This is a genomic window from Methanosarcina acetivorans C2A, from assembly GCF_000007345.1.
GTDB classification, from domain to species: domain Archaea; phylum Halobacteriota; class Methanosarcinia; order Methanosarcinales; family Methanosarcinaceae; genus Methanosarcina; species Methanosarcina acetivorans.
The window spans coordinates 4,326,244-4,343,663 of record NC_003552.1 but is presented as its reverse complement, the minus strand read 5'-3'; the positions used below and the strand labels follow the sequence as shown (position 1 = coordinate 4,343,663).

The 17,420-nt window shown below is 41.1% G+C and carries 13 protein-coding genes and 1 pseudogene; 7 read left to right on the top strand and 7 right to left on the bottom strand.

Annotated elements, in window-relative coordinates; translation table 11 throughout:
• Positions 1-22 precede the first annotated feature (22 nt).
• From istA to MA_RS18310, 4 genes and pseudogenes are all read left to right on the top strand, one after another.
• Positions 23-1,267, top strand: coding sequence for an IS21-like element ISMac3 family transposase (gene istA, locus MA_RS18330; protein ID WP_011023425.1), 1,245 nt, complete (start codon positions 23-25; stop codon positions 1,265-1,267).
• Positions 1,264-2,037, top strand: a complete 774-nt coding sequence (gene istB / locus MA_RS18325; protein WP_011020063.1) for an IS21-like element ISMac3 family helper ATPase IstB — start codon at positions 1,264-1,266, stop codon at positions 2,035-2,037. Before istA ends, istB begins: the two co-directional genes overlap by 4 nt.
• 90 nt (positions 2,038-2,127) lie before the next feature.
• Positions 2,128-2,442: pseudogene (locus MA_RS18320) on the top strand (transposase); the annotation flags it as partial.
• Between the two features lie 1,051 nt (positions 2,443-3,493).
• Positions 3,494-5,047 carry an IS1634-like element ISMac12 family transposase gene (locus MA_RS18310; protein WP_011023422.1) on the top strand — a complete coding sequence of 518 codons (1,554 nt, stop codon included), beginning with the start codon at positions 3,494-3,496 and terminating at the stop codon, positions 5,045-5,047.
• Positions 5,048-5,085: 38 nt separating this feature from the next.
• On the opposite strand, the gene MA_RS18305 is transcribed toward MA_RS18310, so the two are convergent.
• The 3 genes from MA_RS18305 to MA_RS18295 form a co-directional block, all read right to left on the bottom strand.
• Positions 5,086-5,823, bottom strand: a complete 738-nt coding sequence (locus MA_RS18305) for a M48 family metallopeptidase (protein WP_011023421.1) — start codon at positions 5,821-5,823, stop codon at positions 5,086-5,088.
• Between the two features lie 347 nt (positions 5,824-6,170).
• Positions 6,171-6,452 (bottom strand): type II toxin-antitoxin system RelE family toxin, encoded by a 282-nt coding sequence (locus tag MA_RS18300; RefSeq protein ID WP_011023420.1) that lies wholly within the window; start codon positions 6,450-6,452, stop codon positions 6,171-6,173.
• Positions 6,449-6,637 (bottom strand): hypothetical protein, encoded by a 189-nt coding sequence (locus tag MA_RS18295; protein WP_048066503.1) that lies wholly within the window; start codon positions 6,635-6,637, stop codon positions 6,449-6,451. Before MA_RS18295 ends, MA_RS18300 begins: the two co-directional genes overlap by 4 nt.
• Positions 6,638-6,996: 359 nt before the next feature.
• Between MA_RS18295 and MA_RS18290 the strand changes: the two genes are divergently transcribed.
• The 3 genes from MA_RS18290 to MA_RS18280 all read left to right on the top strand — a co-directional run bounded on the left by MA_RS18290 (position 6,997) and on the right by MA_RS18280 (position 12,113).
• Positions 6,997-8,919, top strand: a complete 1,923-nt coding sequence (locus MA_RS18290; RefSeq protein WP_011023418.1) for a hydantoinase/oxoprolinase N-terminal domain-containing protein — start codon at positions 6,997-6,999, stop codon at positions 8,917-8,919.
• A gap of 370 nt (positions 8,920-9,289) precedes the next feature.
• Positions 9,290-11,341, top strand: a complete 2,052-nt coding sequence (locus MA_RS18285) for a hydantoinase/oxoprolinase family protein (protein WP_011023417.1) — start codon at positions 9,290-9,292, stop codon at positions 11,339-11,341.
• A gap of 220 nt (positions 11,342-11,561) precedes the next feature.
• Positions 11,562-12,113 (top strand): pyruvoyl-dependent arginine decarboxylase, encoded by a 552-nt coding sequence (locus MA_RS18280; RefSeq protein WP_011023416.1) that lies wholly within the window; start codon positions 11,562-11,564, stop codon positions 12,111-12,113.
• 734 nt (positions 12,114-12,847) lie between these two features.
• Here MA_RS18280 and MA_RS18275 read toward each other — a convergent pair.
• The 4 genes from MA_RS18275 to MA_RS18260 form a co-directional block, all read right to left on the bottom strand.
• On the bottom strand, positions 12,848-14,008 hold the full coding sequence (locus MA_RS18275; RefSeq protein WP_048065734.1) for a tetratricopeptide repeat protein: 1,161 nt from the start codon (positions 14,006-14,008) through the stop codon (positions 12,848-12,850).
• Positions 14,009-14,590: 582 nt separating this feature from the next.
• Positions 14,591-15,379 (bottom strand): HNH endonuclease, encoded by a 789-nt coding sequence (locus MA_RS18270; protein WP_048065733.1) that lies wholly within the window; start codon positions 15,377-15,379, stop codon positions 14,591-14,593.
• 130 nt (positions 15,380-15,509) lie between these two features.
• Complete coding sequence (locus tag MA_RS18265; protein WP_157860317.1) at positions 15,510-15,701, bottom strand: hypothetical protein; 192 nt, start codon at positions 15,699-15,701, stop codon at positions 15,510-15,512.
• A 180-nt stretch (positions 15,702-15,881) separates the two neighbouring features.
• Positions 15,882-17,168, bottom strand: coding sequence for a transposase (locus tag MA_RS18260; protein WP_011020086.1), 1,287 nt, complete (start codon positions 17,166-17,168; stop codon positions 15,882-15,884).
• Between the last annotated feature and the right edge of the window lie 252 nt (positions 17,169-17,420).

Genomic DNA, 17,420 nt, shown 5'->3' with positions numbered 1-17,420 from the left:
AAAAGTTCGAGGATTGTAGATAATGCTGAAAACGGAGGAATGGCTATTGATACAAGATTTGTATTCACAAGGCTTCAGCATCAGTGAGATCTCTAGAAGAACAGGTTATGCTAGGGAAACTGTGAGGAAATATCTTAAAAAGAAAACTGCCCCAGAACCTCAGAAACGTCCGCCAAAACCGAGTAAACTTGATCCTTTCAAACCTTACATACAAGAAAAACTCAAAGAAGGTCCTTATACTGCTGTTCGCCTTTATAGGGAAATCAAAGAAATGGGTTTTGATGGAGGAAAAACCATAGTCAAGGACTTCGTAAGAGAAGTCCGACCTAAACAGGGAGTCCCTGCTGTACTCCGCTATGAAACAAAACCAGGTGTACAGGCTCAGGTTGACTGGGCAGAGATGGGAACAGTTGAGGTTGATGGAAAGGTAAAGAAACTCTTTTGTTTCAACATGATTCTTGGATATTCCAGAATGAGATATGTTGAATTTACACTGAGCATAGACACTCCCACTCTTATTCAGTGTCATCTGAACGCTTTTGAGTACTTTGGAGGATTTACACAGGAGATCCTCTGTGATAACATGAAACAGGTTGTTATCAAAAGAGCCTTAAAATCATCAGATTCCGAATGGAACCCACAGTTTGAGGATTTCTTCAAATGCTTTGGTTTTATTCCACGGTTATGCAGGCCTTACAGGCCTCAGACAAAAGGGAAAATTGAAAATACAGTCGGTTTCGTCAAGAGGGATTTCTTCCTTGGAAGAAGGTTTACCTCTCTCGAAGACCTGAACGCCCAAGTTCACAGGTGGTTGGAAAGGGTAAATTCAACTGTCCACGGAACAACCTATCAAATCCCTCTTGAACGCTTTAAGGAGGAGAAACTGAGCCCTCTGGATCAGGTTCCTCCTTACAAAGTTGTCCATAAGGAGACCAGAAAGGTCTCCAGAGACTGTTATATTTCGTTCCTTGGAAATAAGTATTCTGTTCCTTACAGGTTTGCAGGGAGAACTGCAGAGCTTCAGATCCTTGAAGGAATATTCGAGGTCTATGTTGATTATGAGAAAGTCTGTGAACATGAAATCCTTCCTGGAAACTGCAGAGTTTCAAGGAAAAAGGAACATTTCCAGGGTCTCCTGAGTGAGATTCTTAAAGAGAACTCAAAATGCAAAAAAGATTCACAGATCCCGTTGAAGTTCTCAGATCCCGAAGTTGAAAAAAGGTCTCTTGATGTCTATGAAATATTTAGTGAAGGTGGTTTTGAATGAACAACTTCACCTATGAGAGACTTCACAATAACCTGCAATACCTGAAACTTAATTCTATCGAAGAGCTTCTGGATAACTACCTTGAAATTGCTGCAAGGGACAACAAGACAACAATGGAAGTCCTTGATTACTTGTTTGAACAGGAAAAGAAACACAGAGAAGCTGTTGCAATTGAGAGAAGGATGAAAAGTGCAGTTTTTCCCGTTAAAAAGACTCTTGAGGAATTCGATTTTGAATTTCAGAAATCCATTGATAAAAAAGCAATCGAAGACCTTGCAACCTTGAGATTTGTTCATAATTCAGAGAATGTCGTTTTCCTTGGTCCTCCCGGAGTTGGAAAGTCTCATCTTGCAATCGCTCTTGGGATTGAAGTAGCAAAAGCAGGGATTTCGGTTTACTTTACCAATACAGGAAACCTTATCGAGAAGTTGAAAATAGCAAATCGAGAAGGAATGCTTGAAAAGAAACTAAGGGACTTGATGAAATATAAAGTGCTGATAATTGACGAAATAGGGTATCTCCCATTTGACGAAGAAGGAGCTCACTGCCTATTTCAGCTGATCTCAAGACGGTATGAAAAGAGTTCAACGATCTTGACATCAAATAAATCATATGGAGAATGGGGAGAGATATTCAAGGACCATGTAATAGCGGCTGCTGTACTTGATAGGATTCTCCACCATTCAACTACGATTAACATCAAAGGGGAAAGTTACAGGCTGAAAGAAAGGAAGAAACAGGGAATAAAAACAGGAAATATATGCCAGTAATTTCTAAAAGTTTATGAAAAATTGAGTAAAATTTATATTAAAAGGTTGGCAAATTCTAAACCGCCCAAAATGGAAAAAAGTTAACCGCCCTTGACAGAAAAAATGAAAACTGAAGAAGCAAAAGAAATATACAGACAAAGGCAGCAGGTAGTAGAACCTGCAATTGGAAACTATAAAGAAAATCTTGGGTTTAGAGAATTTCTCACAAGGGGAATTAAATCAGTCAGAAATGAATTTAATTTGGTATGTACAGCAGTTAACTTAAAGAAAATATGGATTTACTCAAATAAAAACGAGATCATTAGAAAGAGAAATGGAATAAATGGAACTTTTCACTTTAAGAAAAAAATAGTGGATAGAATCAAATTTAATAGAGCTAAAAAGTTCCAGTTTCACAACCGATGACTGCTAATTTATTACCACCAGTAATTGTCGGACAGCCTCCAAGCAACGGGGTATGTTCGCGCCACCGCTCAAAATTCCGTTAAAGAAGGCAATAAACCTAAATAATTTAGTTTAAGCAGAAGTTAACACCCAGAAAATGGAATTGATAAACCATATTATCATTAACGGTTGTCGGGGAAGTTTTCCATCCCCGCAGCAAGCTAGCGGGGTATTCGACTGAAATAAAATTGGAAAAATTCGGGACTATAAATGGAAAACTGAAAAAATCACAGATATCTGTTCTTATTCCGAATCTGCTAAAGTGCTACTTATCCAGATGCATAGGTAATTTTTTCTTCAAGTTTCATTTCCCATTCGTGTCTGAGTTTCTTGCATTGTCTAAAACAAGCCCTGAAATCAGAAAAATGAAACCCATAACAAACTGGTAAATTTGCCTCATAAAAAGACCATAAATAAACAGCAAAAATCCAGACATCATAAATAATATACCAAGAAGATAAATCGGCAGCTCTTCCATCCCGGGATTTAGAAATTTAGAGAAGATATGATTGACAGAGTCCTTTGTAACGGAGTTCTTTGTGACAGAATCCCTTGTGACAGAGTTCTTTGTAACAGAGTCCTTTGTAACAGAGTCCTTTGTAACAGAGTTCTTTGTACGTGCATTATTACCATTTGAAATAGCAGTTTCAATATTGTTACTATGCAAATAAGTGGACTCACTCTCCAGTAGAATACTCCCTATCCAAAGCATTTTTTGGTCTAATTCCTCCTGATAACTTTAATAAATAATATACTCTTTTGTAATTAAAAACTAATGTTAGAATGTTAGATCGAAAAATTCAAAACTGCCAGTATGCTCAAAAAAGAATTTCTATATTAATCTTTAAATTCGAAAAGGTATTTTATAAAAAAAATTACGGATTTTTTGCAAATTTTAGGGATATATAACCTGACTTCCCACTAATTTAGGCACAACTCCTCTTTTTGCTTTAATTTCAGTGCTCTATCTATCGAAAAGTATATATCTTTATGTGCCTAATTATTATGCATAATGAAGCCATTTACAAGAGTCAAAGTAATAAAAGGAAACGAATACCTCTATGAGATCACTCCTTATTACGATCCTGTAGAAAAGAAAATCCGACAGAAAAGCAAGTATCTTGGGAAACTTGTGAACGACCAACCAATAAAAGTTCGCTCTCAAAAGAAACCACTGATATCTATCCCTGAAAAGGTACTCTCCTATGGAGAGTACCTTCCCCTCTTAAAAATCGTAGAAGAGTTAAAACTTGATCTGCTGCTTAGCAAAAGCTTCTCAGAAAAACAAGCGTGGTCGATTTTAACTCTTGCGATGAATCACATAATAAAACCGCTAGCTTATGATCACATTGAAGACTGGTATGAAGGTACTGTTCTCTCTAAGGATCATCCTGAACTACCTCTTTCCTCTCAATCCATTTCAAACCTTCTGGACTCTATTGGAAATAGTGCTGTACACATTGATTTTTCAAAGTCCTTGATAAAAGAGGTATGCACTTCCAATACTCTCATTTATGACATCACCTCCATTTCGACCTATTCACAGATGATCAGCCTACTGGAGTACGGTTATAACAGAGATAATCTCGATTTGCCACAAATAAACTTCTCGATGATCGTGGATAAGGAAAAAGGGATTCCTGTGATGTACGATCTGTATCCAGGGAGCATATCGGATGTAACTACATTAAAAAACACAATCAAAAAGCTTCAGGAGGAAGGAGTTCATAATTTTACTTTAATCATGGACAAAGGCTTCTTTTCAACAGCTAACATAGAATCACTTGTGTCCAACGATCTTTCTTTCATAGTCCCACCTTCACAAACGATTAAAAGTGTGAAGGAAAAAACGTCCGAGATACACAAAACGATATATGACCCGCAAAATCTCAATGTCTACGAAGGTGAACCTATATTCACGATGCAAGTCGACATTAACGTTGGAGAGTTGAACGTAAAAGGTTATGCCTATTACGATCAAAAGCGAGAACATCAGGAAAGAAATAGTTTTTTCAAAGGTCTGCATGCAACGCTTGAGATGCTTGAAAAGGTAGATTTAAGACGTTGGATGGATCCTAAAATGGTGTTTATTAGTCTGGCAAAGAGATATGCTTCTTATTTGACATGGAAAGTCAAGGACAATAAGTTTGAAATTAAAGTAAAGAAGAATGCAGTGTCACAACGAGTAAACAAGATGGGAAAATTCATCCTGCTGTATAGGGGAAATCTGGAGTGGGATGAGTGCCTTTTACTTTACAGAAGCAAAGATATAGTTGAGAAAGGATTTTATTTCCTTAAAAATTACATAGAAGTTCCACCGGCAAATGTCAAGAAAAACAGCACTTTAAAAGGGCATCTGTTCATCTGCTTTGTTTCTTTGATCATTAGAATGAAGCTGATGAAGGAAATGAAAGAGGCAAAACTCAACAAGAAGTTCTCTGTTGAAAGCTTGATCGTGCAACTTGAAAAGAACAAAATTCTCCTTCTGTCAGAAGGAGAACAAATTGTCATGGAAAGGACAAAAAAGCAAAAAGAAATATTAGATGCGCTTGGAATATGTGCCTAATTCGATGGGAAGTCAGGATATAAGGTTCAGATTCAACTTTAAAGTACATATTTCCAGCCTTCTTTTTTCAAGCTCTTCCTGTGTATCTCATAACCAGGCATGAGTCCCCCAACGAGTTTCCAGAACCTGAAGGAATGGTTTTTCTCCTTTACGTGGCAGAGCTCATGTACGACCACATATTCAAGCTGTTCGGGAGGGGCCATCATAAGCTGGAAATTAATCCTGATCACATTATCAGCAGAACAGCTCCCCCAGCGCCTCTTCTGATACTTTACCTTAAAAATCGGAGGGGCTATCTTCAGTTTTTCCGAATAAATTTTAAGGAGCCTTTCAACATTTGATTCGGCACATTCCCGATAAAAATCCCAGACAGCCTTTTTTACAAGTACCGGCCTCAGTTCCTCAGGAACAGCTTCAGGAATAAGAACAGTAAGTTCAGCTCCGTTGAAAGAAGCAAGGGGTTTTTTGATACCTTTCCCAGCCAGGATTTTCAGGGGATACTCTCTCCCCATATAGAGATAAATTTCACCTTCAGTATACCGCTTCTCCTGACCTGGAAGCCGGTTTGCCTCGAACCAGTCAAGCTTTTCCTGAACCCAGCCAGCCTTCTTCTGTAGCATATCCCTTATAGCCTCAAGGCTTAGCCCATGAGGAGCTCGGAACTCCACTTTGAGGTCAGGGCGGACTACGATTGCAGCCTTTCTCCTTCTTTTACTGTATACGATCTCGTAGTCTATTGTCCTGCCGCAAGCTTTGATACTATCGTTTTTTCTCATAGCTGGTTCCTCACTGAGTCCTGAAATTCGTTCAATTTCACATCTTACTTTGCCCTTAAATCCTCTTTTACCTTAAGAATTTTACAGCCTCAGGTGAAATAGATCGTTTACCTTTAAGTGATTGACCTTTTATGACAAAAAAAACGGCGAAAGGGCTGAAGGAAGAAGTGGACTGCGCTCAGAGAACCAACTTAAAAACAATAGTAAAATCAAGAGGTGCAGGAGAGCGGTATTTCATAAAAATTGGAAAAAAATATGATTTTCGTTAGACGAAGGCACTTATCTATCAAATTTGGTCTTTTTCTATAGCCAGAAAGAAGAGGGATCATTTCAGACGCAGCATCAGTTCAGGCGTAAGCTGTATCCATATCATATGCCCGTGTATAGTGTTCAAAGACTAGAAGAGTGAGGGTACTGTTCACCTTATCAAAGGTGTAAATCAGCACGAATGGCCCTATATGAATTCTCCATTTCCCCCCGAACTCAGCTTCAAGGGGATAACCCATTTCAGGTTTGTAAGCCAGAAGGCGGAGGCGTGCCTTAACATAATCATATGCCGGCCTGTCGAGCTTGTACAGTTTTTTCAGGTTTTTGCGGACCGAGGAGTGAACTGCTACTCTGTATGTCATTGTTCTACCTTTTCAAAAAATTCTTCGATTTCAAACTCAGGCAAATTATACTTTGAACAGTACCTTTCTGCTTTTCGGATTTTAGAGGAAAAGGATGGCTGAAAAGTAGCTTCAGGAGGGTATTTGATTTCATTGAATCTTTTTTCGAGTTCCTTTAAATGATAAAAAATTTCTGTAAATGTCATACCCATCAACTCAATCCGTTTATAAAGGGCTCCCAAGACCCTATTCAGGGTCAAAAATACCTTTTAAGGTTTTTCTGAACATGCGCTTAAAGGATATATAAAATAAGCCCAATTATATAAATCTTGGGCATTAAATAAGGATAAAAATCCTCACTAAGATATAAATTTGAAACTACCTATGCGAAAGCTCGGGAATCAGTCTCTAAGGGCGTGAGTGTCATTATTTTTCAACTAACTATTATATAATTTTGGGCATTATTCATATTCGGCAAATAAAATCTCATGAGAAATTTCATAAGCTCAATTAATGAACTATTTCATGAACCCCATTCACGAAAAAAGAAACAGGAGATCTTCAAATGCAGTACAGCATGGGAATTGACGCAGGAGGAACGTACACCGATTCGATCATCATCCGGGATTCCGATGGCAAGGTGATGGACTCGAACAAGGCACTTACGACTTATCCGGACCTTCTTGCAGGAATTAAAAATTCCATTGACGGGCTGGATGAAAAATACTTAAAAGAAGTAAAAATGGTATCGGTATCCACAACTCTTGCTACAAACACGATCCTTGAAAAAAATGGCTATCCTGTAGGTTTGATTCTTGTCGGGGACTACGAAATCCCGGAAAAAATGAATGCTGAGTGTTATGCCGTTGTAAAAGGAGGGCACGACCACCACGGAACTGAACTGGAGCCTCTTGATATGGAGGCAGTTGAGGCTTTTGTCGAGAAAGTAAAAGATCGAGTCTCGGCGTTTGCAGTCTCTTCATACTTCAGTATCCGAAACCCTGCGCATGAACTGGCAATCAAAACCCGTATTCAGGAACTTACGGGCCTCCCTGTTGTCTGCGGGCATGAACTTTCCCTTGACCTCGGAGCGTATGAAAGGGGAGTTACGGCTTACTTAAACGCCCAGCTCATCCCTATTGCAAGCCAGTTTATCCTTTCGATCCGGGAAGAGATCAAACGCAGAGGAATGGACGCAAGGCTGCTAATGCTCAAATGCGACGGGTCAGTAGTGGGCATCGACGAAGCCCTTGAAAAACCCATAGAATCGATCTTTTCAGGCCCTGCTGCAAGCCTTGTAGGGGCATCCCACCTTTCAGGGCTTGAGACCTGTGCGGTCATAGATGTAGGCGGGACAAGTACGGATGTTTCCATGCTTGAAAACGGGCTTCCCGAACTCTGCCCGGAGGGGGCTGTAGTCGGGGGCTGGCAGACCAAGGTCAAGGCTATCCGTATGGAAACCTCGGCAATGGGAGGAGACAGCCACGTCTGGGTTAAGAATATGAAAATCAACATAGGACCCCGCCGGGTGATTCCTCTCTGTGTTGCGGCTGTCAAATACCCCGGCTTTCTTGAAGTCCTGAGAAAAGGAAGAATCCCCGGGACCATGCACCTTGAAGAGAACGTACAGCCCACGAAGTTTTTCATAAGGACAGGGGCCGAGGTATCAAAGCTTGGGAGTTACGAGCAGGAACTGTTTGACAGGATAGGAGATACCCCAACCTCCCTGAACGATATCTTCTGGGAAACACAGAAAAACCTGTCCCCCGGCTTGCTAGATTCCCTGATCAGAAAACGCCTTATCCAGGCAATTGGCTTTACCCCGACTGATGCCCTGCATGTGCTCGGAGAATATAGGAGCTGGGACGCGGAAGCTTCGGTTGCCGGGGCAAAACTTCTCGAACGGTATATGCAGACAGATTACATAGAACTCTGCAAGCGTATAAAAAGGGATGTTGCAAAGAACATGGCAGTACACCTGATGTCCTTTGTCTTAAAAGACATTCCCTCCCCGGAAATTGAAAAAATTATCCTGTCCGACAGGTTTGCGCAGTTCAGGATGAAAATCCCTGTCGTGCTTATCGGGGGCCCAGTCGTCGCCTATACCGAAGAACTGAAACAGATTCTTGATGCTGACATTATAGTCCCCAGGCACTCGGAAGTAGGAAATGCTGTAGGGGCTGTTGTAGGAAAAGGCATAAAAAGGATCGAAATCCTTATCAAGAACACCTATTCAAAAGAAAGGAAAAGGCTTGTCCTTCTTTTTTCGCCCCGGGGAAGGGAAACTTTCGGAAGCTATCCGGAAGCCCTGGCACACGCCGAAGCCCTCGGAAAGCAGCTTGTGATGGAATATATGACCGGGGCCGGGCTTGACAGGGGTGAGGTCCAGATAGAGATGAACAGAAAAGATATTTCCCTGAGTGAGGCAGGCGCAATACCCATAGAATCAAAACTCGTTTTTGTCGGAATCGGGATGCCGAAAGTCTGAGTTCCGGGACATCCGGAACATTTATATTTTCCCTCAATAATGCAGATATTGCAACTCGGATTATAGAGGTTCAAAGGTAAAGACTGAAAGTAAGCCAGATAGAAGCTTTGAACTGAAATTGTTCTTAAGCCCAGGGTTTGCTTTTAGCTCTAAATTTGTTCTTTAACAATCCGCTTGCTCCAGAATTCCGGATCTCAGAATTTAAAAAACGGATTTAATGGAAATTGACTTCACGGAAATTGGAAAAAATTGAAAGAAAATTTGAAAGAAAATGGCTTACGAACGATTTTAGAGTTAAAAGCATAAACGAGATCACCTAATGGCACCTTACGGGTGATCCGAAATAAAAAATGCATAAGGAGTAAAAAAAATGGCATACAGTCTGGGAATCGATGCCGGAGGGACATATACCGATTCCATATTGATCAGGAACTCGGATGGAAAAGTTACATGTTCAAATAAGGCACTAACAACATATCCCGACCTTCTTGAAGGAATAACGAACTCTATTGACGGGCTTGACCCGGAAAAGCTGAAACTTGTGACTATGGTTTCGGTTTCCACAACTCTTGCAACCAATACTATCCTGGAAAAGACAGGATATCCGGTTGGACTTATTCTTGTAGGAGACTATGAAATCCCTGCGGACTCGGAGGTCGCAAACTGCATAATGGTTCGGGGAGGACACGACAGCCGCGGAGAGGAGGTTGAATCCCTCGACCTTTCCGCAGTCGAAAACTTTGTACTGAGGCTGAAAGACAGGGTCTCGGCTTTTGCAGTCTCCTCATATTTCAGTGTCCGCAACCCCGAACATGAACTGCGCGTAAAAGCCCTTATCCAGGAACTCACCGGGCTTCCTGTAGTTTGCGGGCATGAACTTGCCCAGTCTCTGGGAGCCTATGAAAGGGGGGTTACGGCTTACTTAAACGCCCAGCTCCTGCCGGTAGCAGAAGGGTTCCTGAAGACCGTTGTAAACGAAATCGAAAGGAGAGGGCTTGAATCCAGAATTGCGATGCTCCGCTGCGACGGGTCGGTCGTAAGCATGCAGGAAGCCATGAAAAAGCCCATAGAATCGGTCTTTTCGGGCCCTGCTGCAAGCCTTTTAGGAGCGTCCTATCTCTCAGGCCAGGAGACGTGTACTGTTATCGATGTTGGGGGGACAAGCACGGATGTCTCGCTTATCCACAAAGGGCTGCCTTACCTCAGTGAAAACGGAGCTGTTGTGGGGGGCTGGCAGACAAAGGTAAGGGCGCTCAGGATGGAGACCTCGGCAATAGGCGGAGACAGCCATATCTGGGTCCAGGGCAGCAGGACAAACATAGGACCCCGCCGGGTGATTCCGCTCTGCAGGGCCGCTGTCCTCTATCCGTCATTTATGAATACCCTGAAAAAACGCTGGATTCCGGACCGACTAAAGCTAAACGAGCATATCCAGGCCACAAAATTCTTTGTGAGGACAAAACAGAAGGCTTCAAACCTGAGCAAAGAAGAAGAGGAGCTCCTTGCCCATATACGAAACGAACCGCTCTCCCTTAAAGACGTCTACTGGGACAGAAATGTCCTCCCCTCAAAAAAAGTAATGGACTCCCTGATCCAGAGAAGGCTTGTCCAGGTTATCGGCTTTACCCCGACCGATGCCCTGCACGTCCTGGGAGAATACAATGAGTGGGATTCCGAAGCCTCGGAAATAGGGGCTACGTTGCTTGCAAACTTCCTCGGGACCGATAGACAGGAATTCTGTTTAAACGTGAAGCAGCTTTTTGCCCGGAACATGGCAAAAGACCTTCTCGCCTTCCTCATGGAAGGGGTTGACAGAAACGAAATTGAAAAAATGCTTGAAGGCAGCTTTTTCTCCCGCTTTAAAGTAGATATTCCGGTAATCCTTCTGGGAGGCCCTGTCAGAGCATATGTGGATGACCTGAAAAGACTGATCGATGCTGAGATACTTGTCCCTGAATATTCCAGTGTAGGAAATGCAGTGGGAGCCCTTGTAGGAAAAGGGACGAAACGCGTTGAAATCACAGTTCGTACAATTTACAGTGAATCAAAGTATGACCTGAAGACAAAAGGGGTTTTTGTTTATACTCCTACAGGGAGGCGGCATTTTATACTCAGGAGTGAAGCGCTCGAGTTTGCAGAGAGCTTCGGAAGAGAGCTCATCCTTAATTACATGGCCGAGTCAGGGCTTTCTCCGGATCAGGTTACGATCAATGTGGAAAGAAAGGATATAAAAGTTCATACGGGCGATATCCCTCTTGAGACCAGGTTTATCTTCGAAGGGATTTCAAACTCGGACGTGTACGAGAAAGCAGTTTCCGGGAATAAAGAATTTTCCAACAGTCCGGAGGAAAATAGGGGACAGACAGAATCGCTAGACTGTAACTCTCCAGTAGAGACTTCCCTGGCTGAAAATTGGGAGTGAAAAAGGGTAAAGTTCATAACTTCCCTGTACATTTGGATCATGAAATGTACATTTGGATCATGAAATATTGTTAACTAAGTCCGGAGTTGGTTCGAGAATTTCACTCGATACTGTAGAAAAGTTTTAAATTATTGAAAATTATTCATTTGTGTATTGGTTGCCCAGAGAATGGAAAATCGCTTAGCAGACGTATGAAGCACAGAAACTTAAAGGAGTTAATATGATCCCAAGAAAAGCATTTTTGACAAAAGGTACCGGGGTCCATAAGGACAGATTAGCATCCTTTGAACTTGCACTGAGAGATGCAAAAATAGAGAAATACAACCTTGTGAGCGTATCAAGTATTCTGCCCCCCAACTGCAAACTCGTAACCAGAGAAGAAGGTCTCTCCGAATTGAAGCCAGGCGCCATTGTTCACTGTGTTCTCGCAAGAAACGACACTAATGAGCCACACCGCCTGATGGCATCAGCCATAGGAACTGCTGTACCTGTAAATGAGGATAACTACGGCTATATTTCCGAACACCACTCATTCGGAGAAGAAGAAATAATTGCCGGAGAATACGCTGAAGACCTGGCTGCAACTATGCTCGCAACAACTCTCGGGATTGAGTTCAATGCGGAAATGGCCTGGCATGAGCGCGAACAGGTGTATAAGGCAAGCGGACACATTTTTGATACGTTTCATATCTGCCAGACTGCAGCAGGCGACAAGAACGGAAAGTGGACCACCGTTGTTGCTGCCATGGTCTTTGTTACGAGTAAATGTTGAGGGGCTAAACCCCTTATCCTTATACTCCTGCTTTCCAACAGCGTTTTTTCATTTTCTTATTTTTTGGCGGTCCCGTATTAACCGGTTGATATTATCCTGATCTCCGAAACCGAGATCTTTTGTTTTATTGATTTACCCTCGCAGAACTGAACTTGTCTTGTCTGCGACTCAAAAAAGGAACAGACAATTCATATCTTGCCCCGGAGCCCTCATTAAAATTCACAGATAAGTATAAGCGCCCCTGTCAGCCTGTCTGGCGGCCCTTCACAAAAAGTGGAAAAAGCAAAAAAACAAATCCAGACTCAAAAAAGCAACAAAAAACAGTAGATATTGGCATTAAACCCCCATGATTTCTTATTTCACTTTCAATTGCTGGCTTTTTTCTTCTTTTTTTCTTCTTTTTTGTCATCTTGGGCAAGACCGCTCTCCTGCGTCGAGCGGAACAAAAACGACTCAGTACAGCGAATAAGGTTGTACAGGTGAGATATATAGCAATTAGTCCTTGAGCGTAGCTCCCGACTCTACTATAAAGTAGTCTGCTTGAGCGGAGCGAAACAGACAGCGCACTGCAGAGCCGCAACTCTGCCGAAACAGACAGCGCACTGCAGAGCCGCAACTCTGCCGAAACAGACAGCGTACTCCCGAGGCGCAATTCGGGCTGAACAAATACGAATATAACCCAGAAAATAATTCAAAGAAAGAGTTCAAAAAGAAAATTCACGGAAGCTCCGGGATTAAAAAAAGATAAGTGAAGAATCCGAGGACATGGCTTTAATATATTGTTCCTTCGCTTCGTCAAAGCGCTCAAGCTTGAGAAGGAACAGGCTGTAATTGTAGTGGGTATTAACGTCTTCGGGATCCAGTTCCAGGGCTTCACGGTACATGACTTCAGCCTGCCTGAACCTCCCCAGCCGTTTCAACAGATTGCCGTACTTGCAGAGCGTAGGGACATGGTGAGGGTCTATTTCAAGAGTCTTTTTGTACTGGATTTCAGCTTCGTGATACCGCCCTAGCTCAAAAAGGAGCTGCCCGTAATTAGCCCTCGTATCCGCATCTCCGGGTTTCAGCCTGAGGATAAGCTTGTAATGCATTGCCGCCTCCTCAGGCCGGCCGGATTCCGAGAGCAAGTTCCCGTAGTTGCAGAGAGTACTTATATGACCAGGGCTTACATTCAAAACTTTCTTATAATGAACTTCAGCTTCCTCAAACTTTCCTTCTTCCTTAAGGAAATTGGCATAATTATAGTTGGCTGACACGTGCTCCGGCACCTGTTCGAGCACCAATCTGAAATTTTCTTCGGCCTCCTCTTTCCGCCCAAGTTCGACAAGGAGGTTAGCGTAGTTGCAGCGGTTATTTGCATTTCCGGGATCCAGTTCGAGGACTGTCCTGAACTCGAGTTCCGCTTCCTGCAGTTTCCCAAGCTCAAAAAAGAGGTTCCCATAGTTGCAGTGGGTGCTGACATGCTCCGGATCAAGTTCAAGAGCCCGTCCATACCGGTTTTCTGCTTCAACTTTCCTCCCAAGCTCGGCAAGGACAATTCCCTGGTTGCAGAGGGAGTTGACATGTCCGGGATCAAGCTTCAGGGCCTCATCGAATTCCTGAAGAGCAGCTTCCTTCCTCCCCATAAAATAAGCAAGAACTCCCGAAAGGAAATAAGCTTCGATTTGCTGTTCCCCTTCTCCCAGAAGAGCGCAGGCTTTCATGAATACGTATTCTTCCCTGAACATTCCCTTTGAGTCGCATATCTTTGCGATGTTCAGGAGAAAGTCCGGAGAAATTCCGTTTTTCCTTGAAAACTGGACTGTAAACTCAAGCGCTGCGCCGGGTTCATCATTGTTTTTCCTCACCGATTCCACAACATCAAAAACAAGTTTATTGATCAGATCCAGGTTCATAAAAATCAAATCCCTTAAAAATAATTTCCAGAGAAAAAGCTTCAGCGTCCTACTTATTTATCCACTGTTTTCAGCCGATAAATATTTTATTATATAACTCGGAATCAGGGAAAAAATTTCAAAAAGGTTGTCCCGCCCGAATTGCGCCTCTGGAGTACGCGGTCTGTTTCGCTGCGCTCAAGCGGACTAAAATTCAGGGTATTCTGATTTGTACAACCATACTCACTATATTCTGTCGTTCTTGTCCCGCTCGACGCAGGAGAGCGGTCTGTCCCAAAAAGACAAAACGAAGAAAAAGAGCACGTAAATAAGAATAAAAACAACATGCCAGCAATTAAAAGCTTCTGAGACGTTTGTGTGTGAAAAAAAGAACAGTAGGTCAAAAGGCATAAATTTTGGTCTTATTTCTCTTTAATTTCTGCTTCTTTTTCTGCTTTTTGTGAAGGGCCGCCAGACAGGCTGGCGGAGGCGCTTATACTTATCTGTGAATTTTAATAAGGTCCCCCAGGTCAAGATATGAGTTTTTCTGTTCTTTTTGCGTTGCAGACGAGACAGGTTCGGCCTGAAAGGATGAAAAAATATTCAACTTTTGTTTGCTAACAGTAATTCTTGCAATTCTTTTAGAGAAAGGACCGAATCTTTTCTTCTGTGAATCATACGATGACAATTAGCACAAACACATATTAAATCTGTTTCCGCATTTATTGGAACAGAACCTTCTTCTTCACAGAGAGGTTTTACATGATGAACTTCAATATAATCTCTCCCGATTTCACCATATGTCTTTTCAAAATCAAAACCGCATCCCTGGCATACAGTACCATGTATTGCAATAGCATTACGTCTATTTTGTGCGTTTCGTTCATATCGAGTAGTATAACATAGTATCTTTTTACCTTCAGGCGTACTTTCTACAATGGAACTTGTAAGCTCATCCTTTTCAGATGGAAAAGTTTGATAATCTACCTTACCGAGCTCTTCTAAGGCTTGGACTAATTCATCTCTCAACTTCCAAACAAAATGTTTAGACGGATTGTAGTCTTCATGCCACCCTTCAAACGGCACGATGAATCTTGATTTATTGCCTTCAGTACCTATTACTTCAAACCGATTTAGATATTTTAGAATTCGGTTAGTTAAACCAACAACAATTCCATTATACGGAGTGCCTTTCAACTCAGGAGAATACTTTACCATTATTGCTTTTGATGTTGCTTGATGGTCGATTTCGTTATACCATTTCAAAACCATATCTAAAGCTTCTTTATAGAAAATTTTCTCATTTTGAAGCATTGATTTCCATTCTTCTACAGTGATATCAATGTCCGCTTCATATCGACCATTGTAATATCTCAAGTATCGCTGTTCCATCAGGAACTCACCTTTAAATTTGGAAAATAAACCAAATGAAGATACAATCACTTTAGAAATGTTAAATTTTTTGATTAAAGAGCTTCTGACGCGCTCATATAAACTGTTTTAAGAAAACAAATGGGAAAAGTCAGAGCTCCCTCGGTCTTAGGGGCATGTAAGGCTGAAAGAACCTTGCCCACATGTCTCGAAAAATACTTTTCTGAGCCCCTAAAAGGATGGTGATGGTATACCCTATAAGTGCGGCACCTGCAAGGATGAAGATGCAAACTTCGATAGTTTTGAGTCTTTTTAATTTTTTCTGGTTTTTCTTCAATCTCAAGACAACCACAAAATTTTATCCCAATTTGAGCAAATCAATTCACTCATTTAAAAATGTTGATTCATTCACACAAGCATCCACCAAAATTTTCCAAATTGTGGAACTATTTTTGTGGGAATTTCCGACAGCTACAGCTATAAGCCATCAAGTTTAAGAACTAATTATTCTCCAATTCTAGCATTATCCATATTGGAATCTTGCTCTCATTAAAGGTGAGAAACCTTTCCATTTTCCAGTGCTGAAACACCGTTTGTTGAAAAAAGTAAATAGATTGTAACAAAAATTAGTTAGTCCATTATCGGTTTTGAATGACCTTACTTTGTCTACTATATCACATATCAAAGAAAATATTTGTTCCATTGTATTATCTGTCTCAGGTGTAAAACCTTTTTTCAAGAAGCTCACATTCTTGCTGAAAATCTCTTCGGCATAAGAAATCGCTTTATGAGACGCTTCAGAAAGTTCAAGATCAGAGTTAAATTCTCGTATCTTCTGAATATGCGCAACAGCACTGATAACCGTATCAGAAAGTATCAATTGAGATATCTCATTGTAGGTAATCTTATCGTTATCTGGAATCTCTTCAACAGAACTGAATTCCTCATAATACCTCTTACTAACGTTTTTTAATTGATGAAACACACAAAAAGAATGAGTCACTTCAGGAAAGACCATTTTTACGGCTCCAATGATCGCTTTATCCTCATCAGAAACAATCTTTTTGATTTTATCTTCAGGAAATCGGTTCTTTATTCGTATAAAAAGAGGCATCAGAGCCTCAATTGTTGGTAACCTCTCAGTTACTTCAAAATCTAAAATGACCTTCTCTTTGGTAGCAACAACGTAAACAGATTTATATCGCATTTTTTTCCATTCTTTCTTTGTGAGTTTCGTTCCAATAAATTCTTCAAGCTTTTTTTTCCATCCATTCTTGATCCAATTCCCATCAACATACAATGTTTCTTCAAAGCTAACTCCTTGGTTCAAAAGTTCTTGCTTTGAAAGTTTTGCTAGTTTCTGTTCATATAACCACAATGAAGTGGGACAAGGAGCTCTTCCACAGACATTTATTACTCCTTCTGTATATGTTTCCCCAATTCGCCGAGAATTGTGCAGACTGCATCGTCCATCGTATCTGACATTTATTTGTGTATCATAATATTCAGAACTGTAATTTGCAGAACCCTGAACACCAATAACCCGATCATGATAATGTTTCTTACAAGTGGGACAAAGCCAGTATGTAACATTGAGAGATATAGTGCCGTAACGTGATATAATAAAACGAGTGTGATGAGAGTTAACATGTAATTTACTTCCACAACTATCACACTGAGTAGGGGAGAATATAGAGAACATAGGATAGTATCGATTTTCAACCAAAACTTTTGGCAAAGGAATTATTATTTTGCCGTCAACTATCGTTTTTATCATTGATTTATCTATTGCAATGTTTCCTTTTCCCATAAATAGAAAAAATATATCAATATAATTAAAATTTTATTGTTTTGCACGATATAGAGGGAAAACGAAAAACCAGAAAATAATAAAAAGTCTCATAGTTTTTGGCTGCACGGTTTCTACAAAGAGCAGGCAGCAGAAAAAGATGCTGCTCACAGGTCAAAGCAAAATATATATACAAAAATTTTTTTGATTACATATAAAATGAATTTTATATTTACTCTCTATAAATTTCATTTAGTTGAGCTCTAATATTTG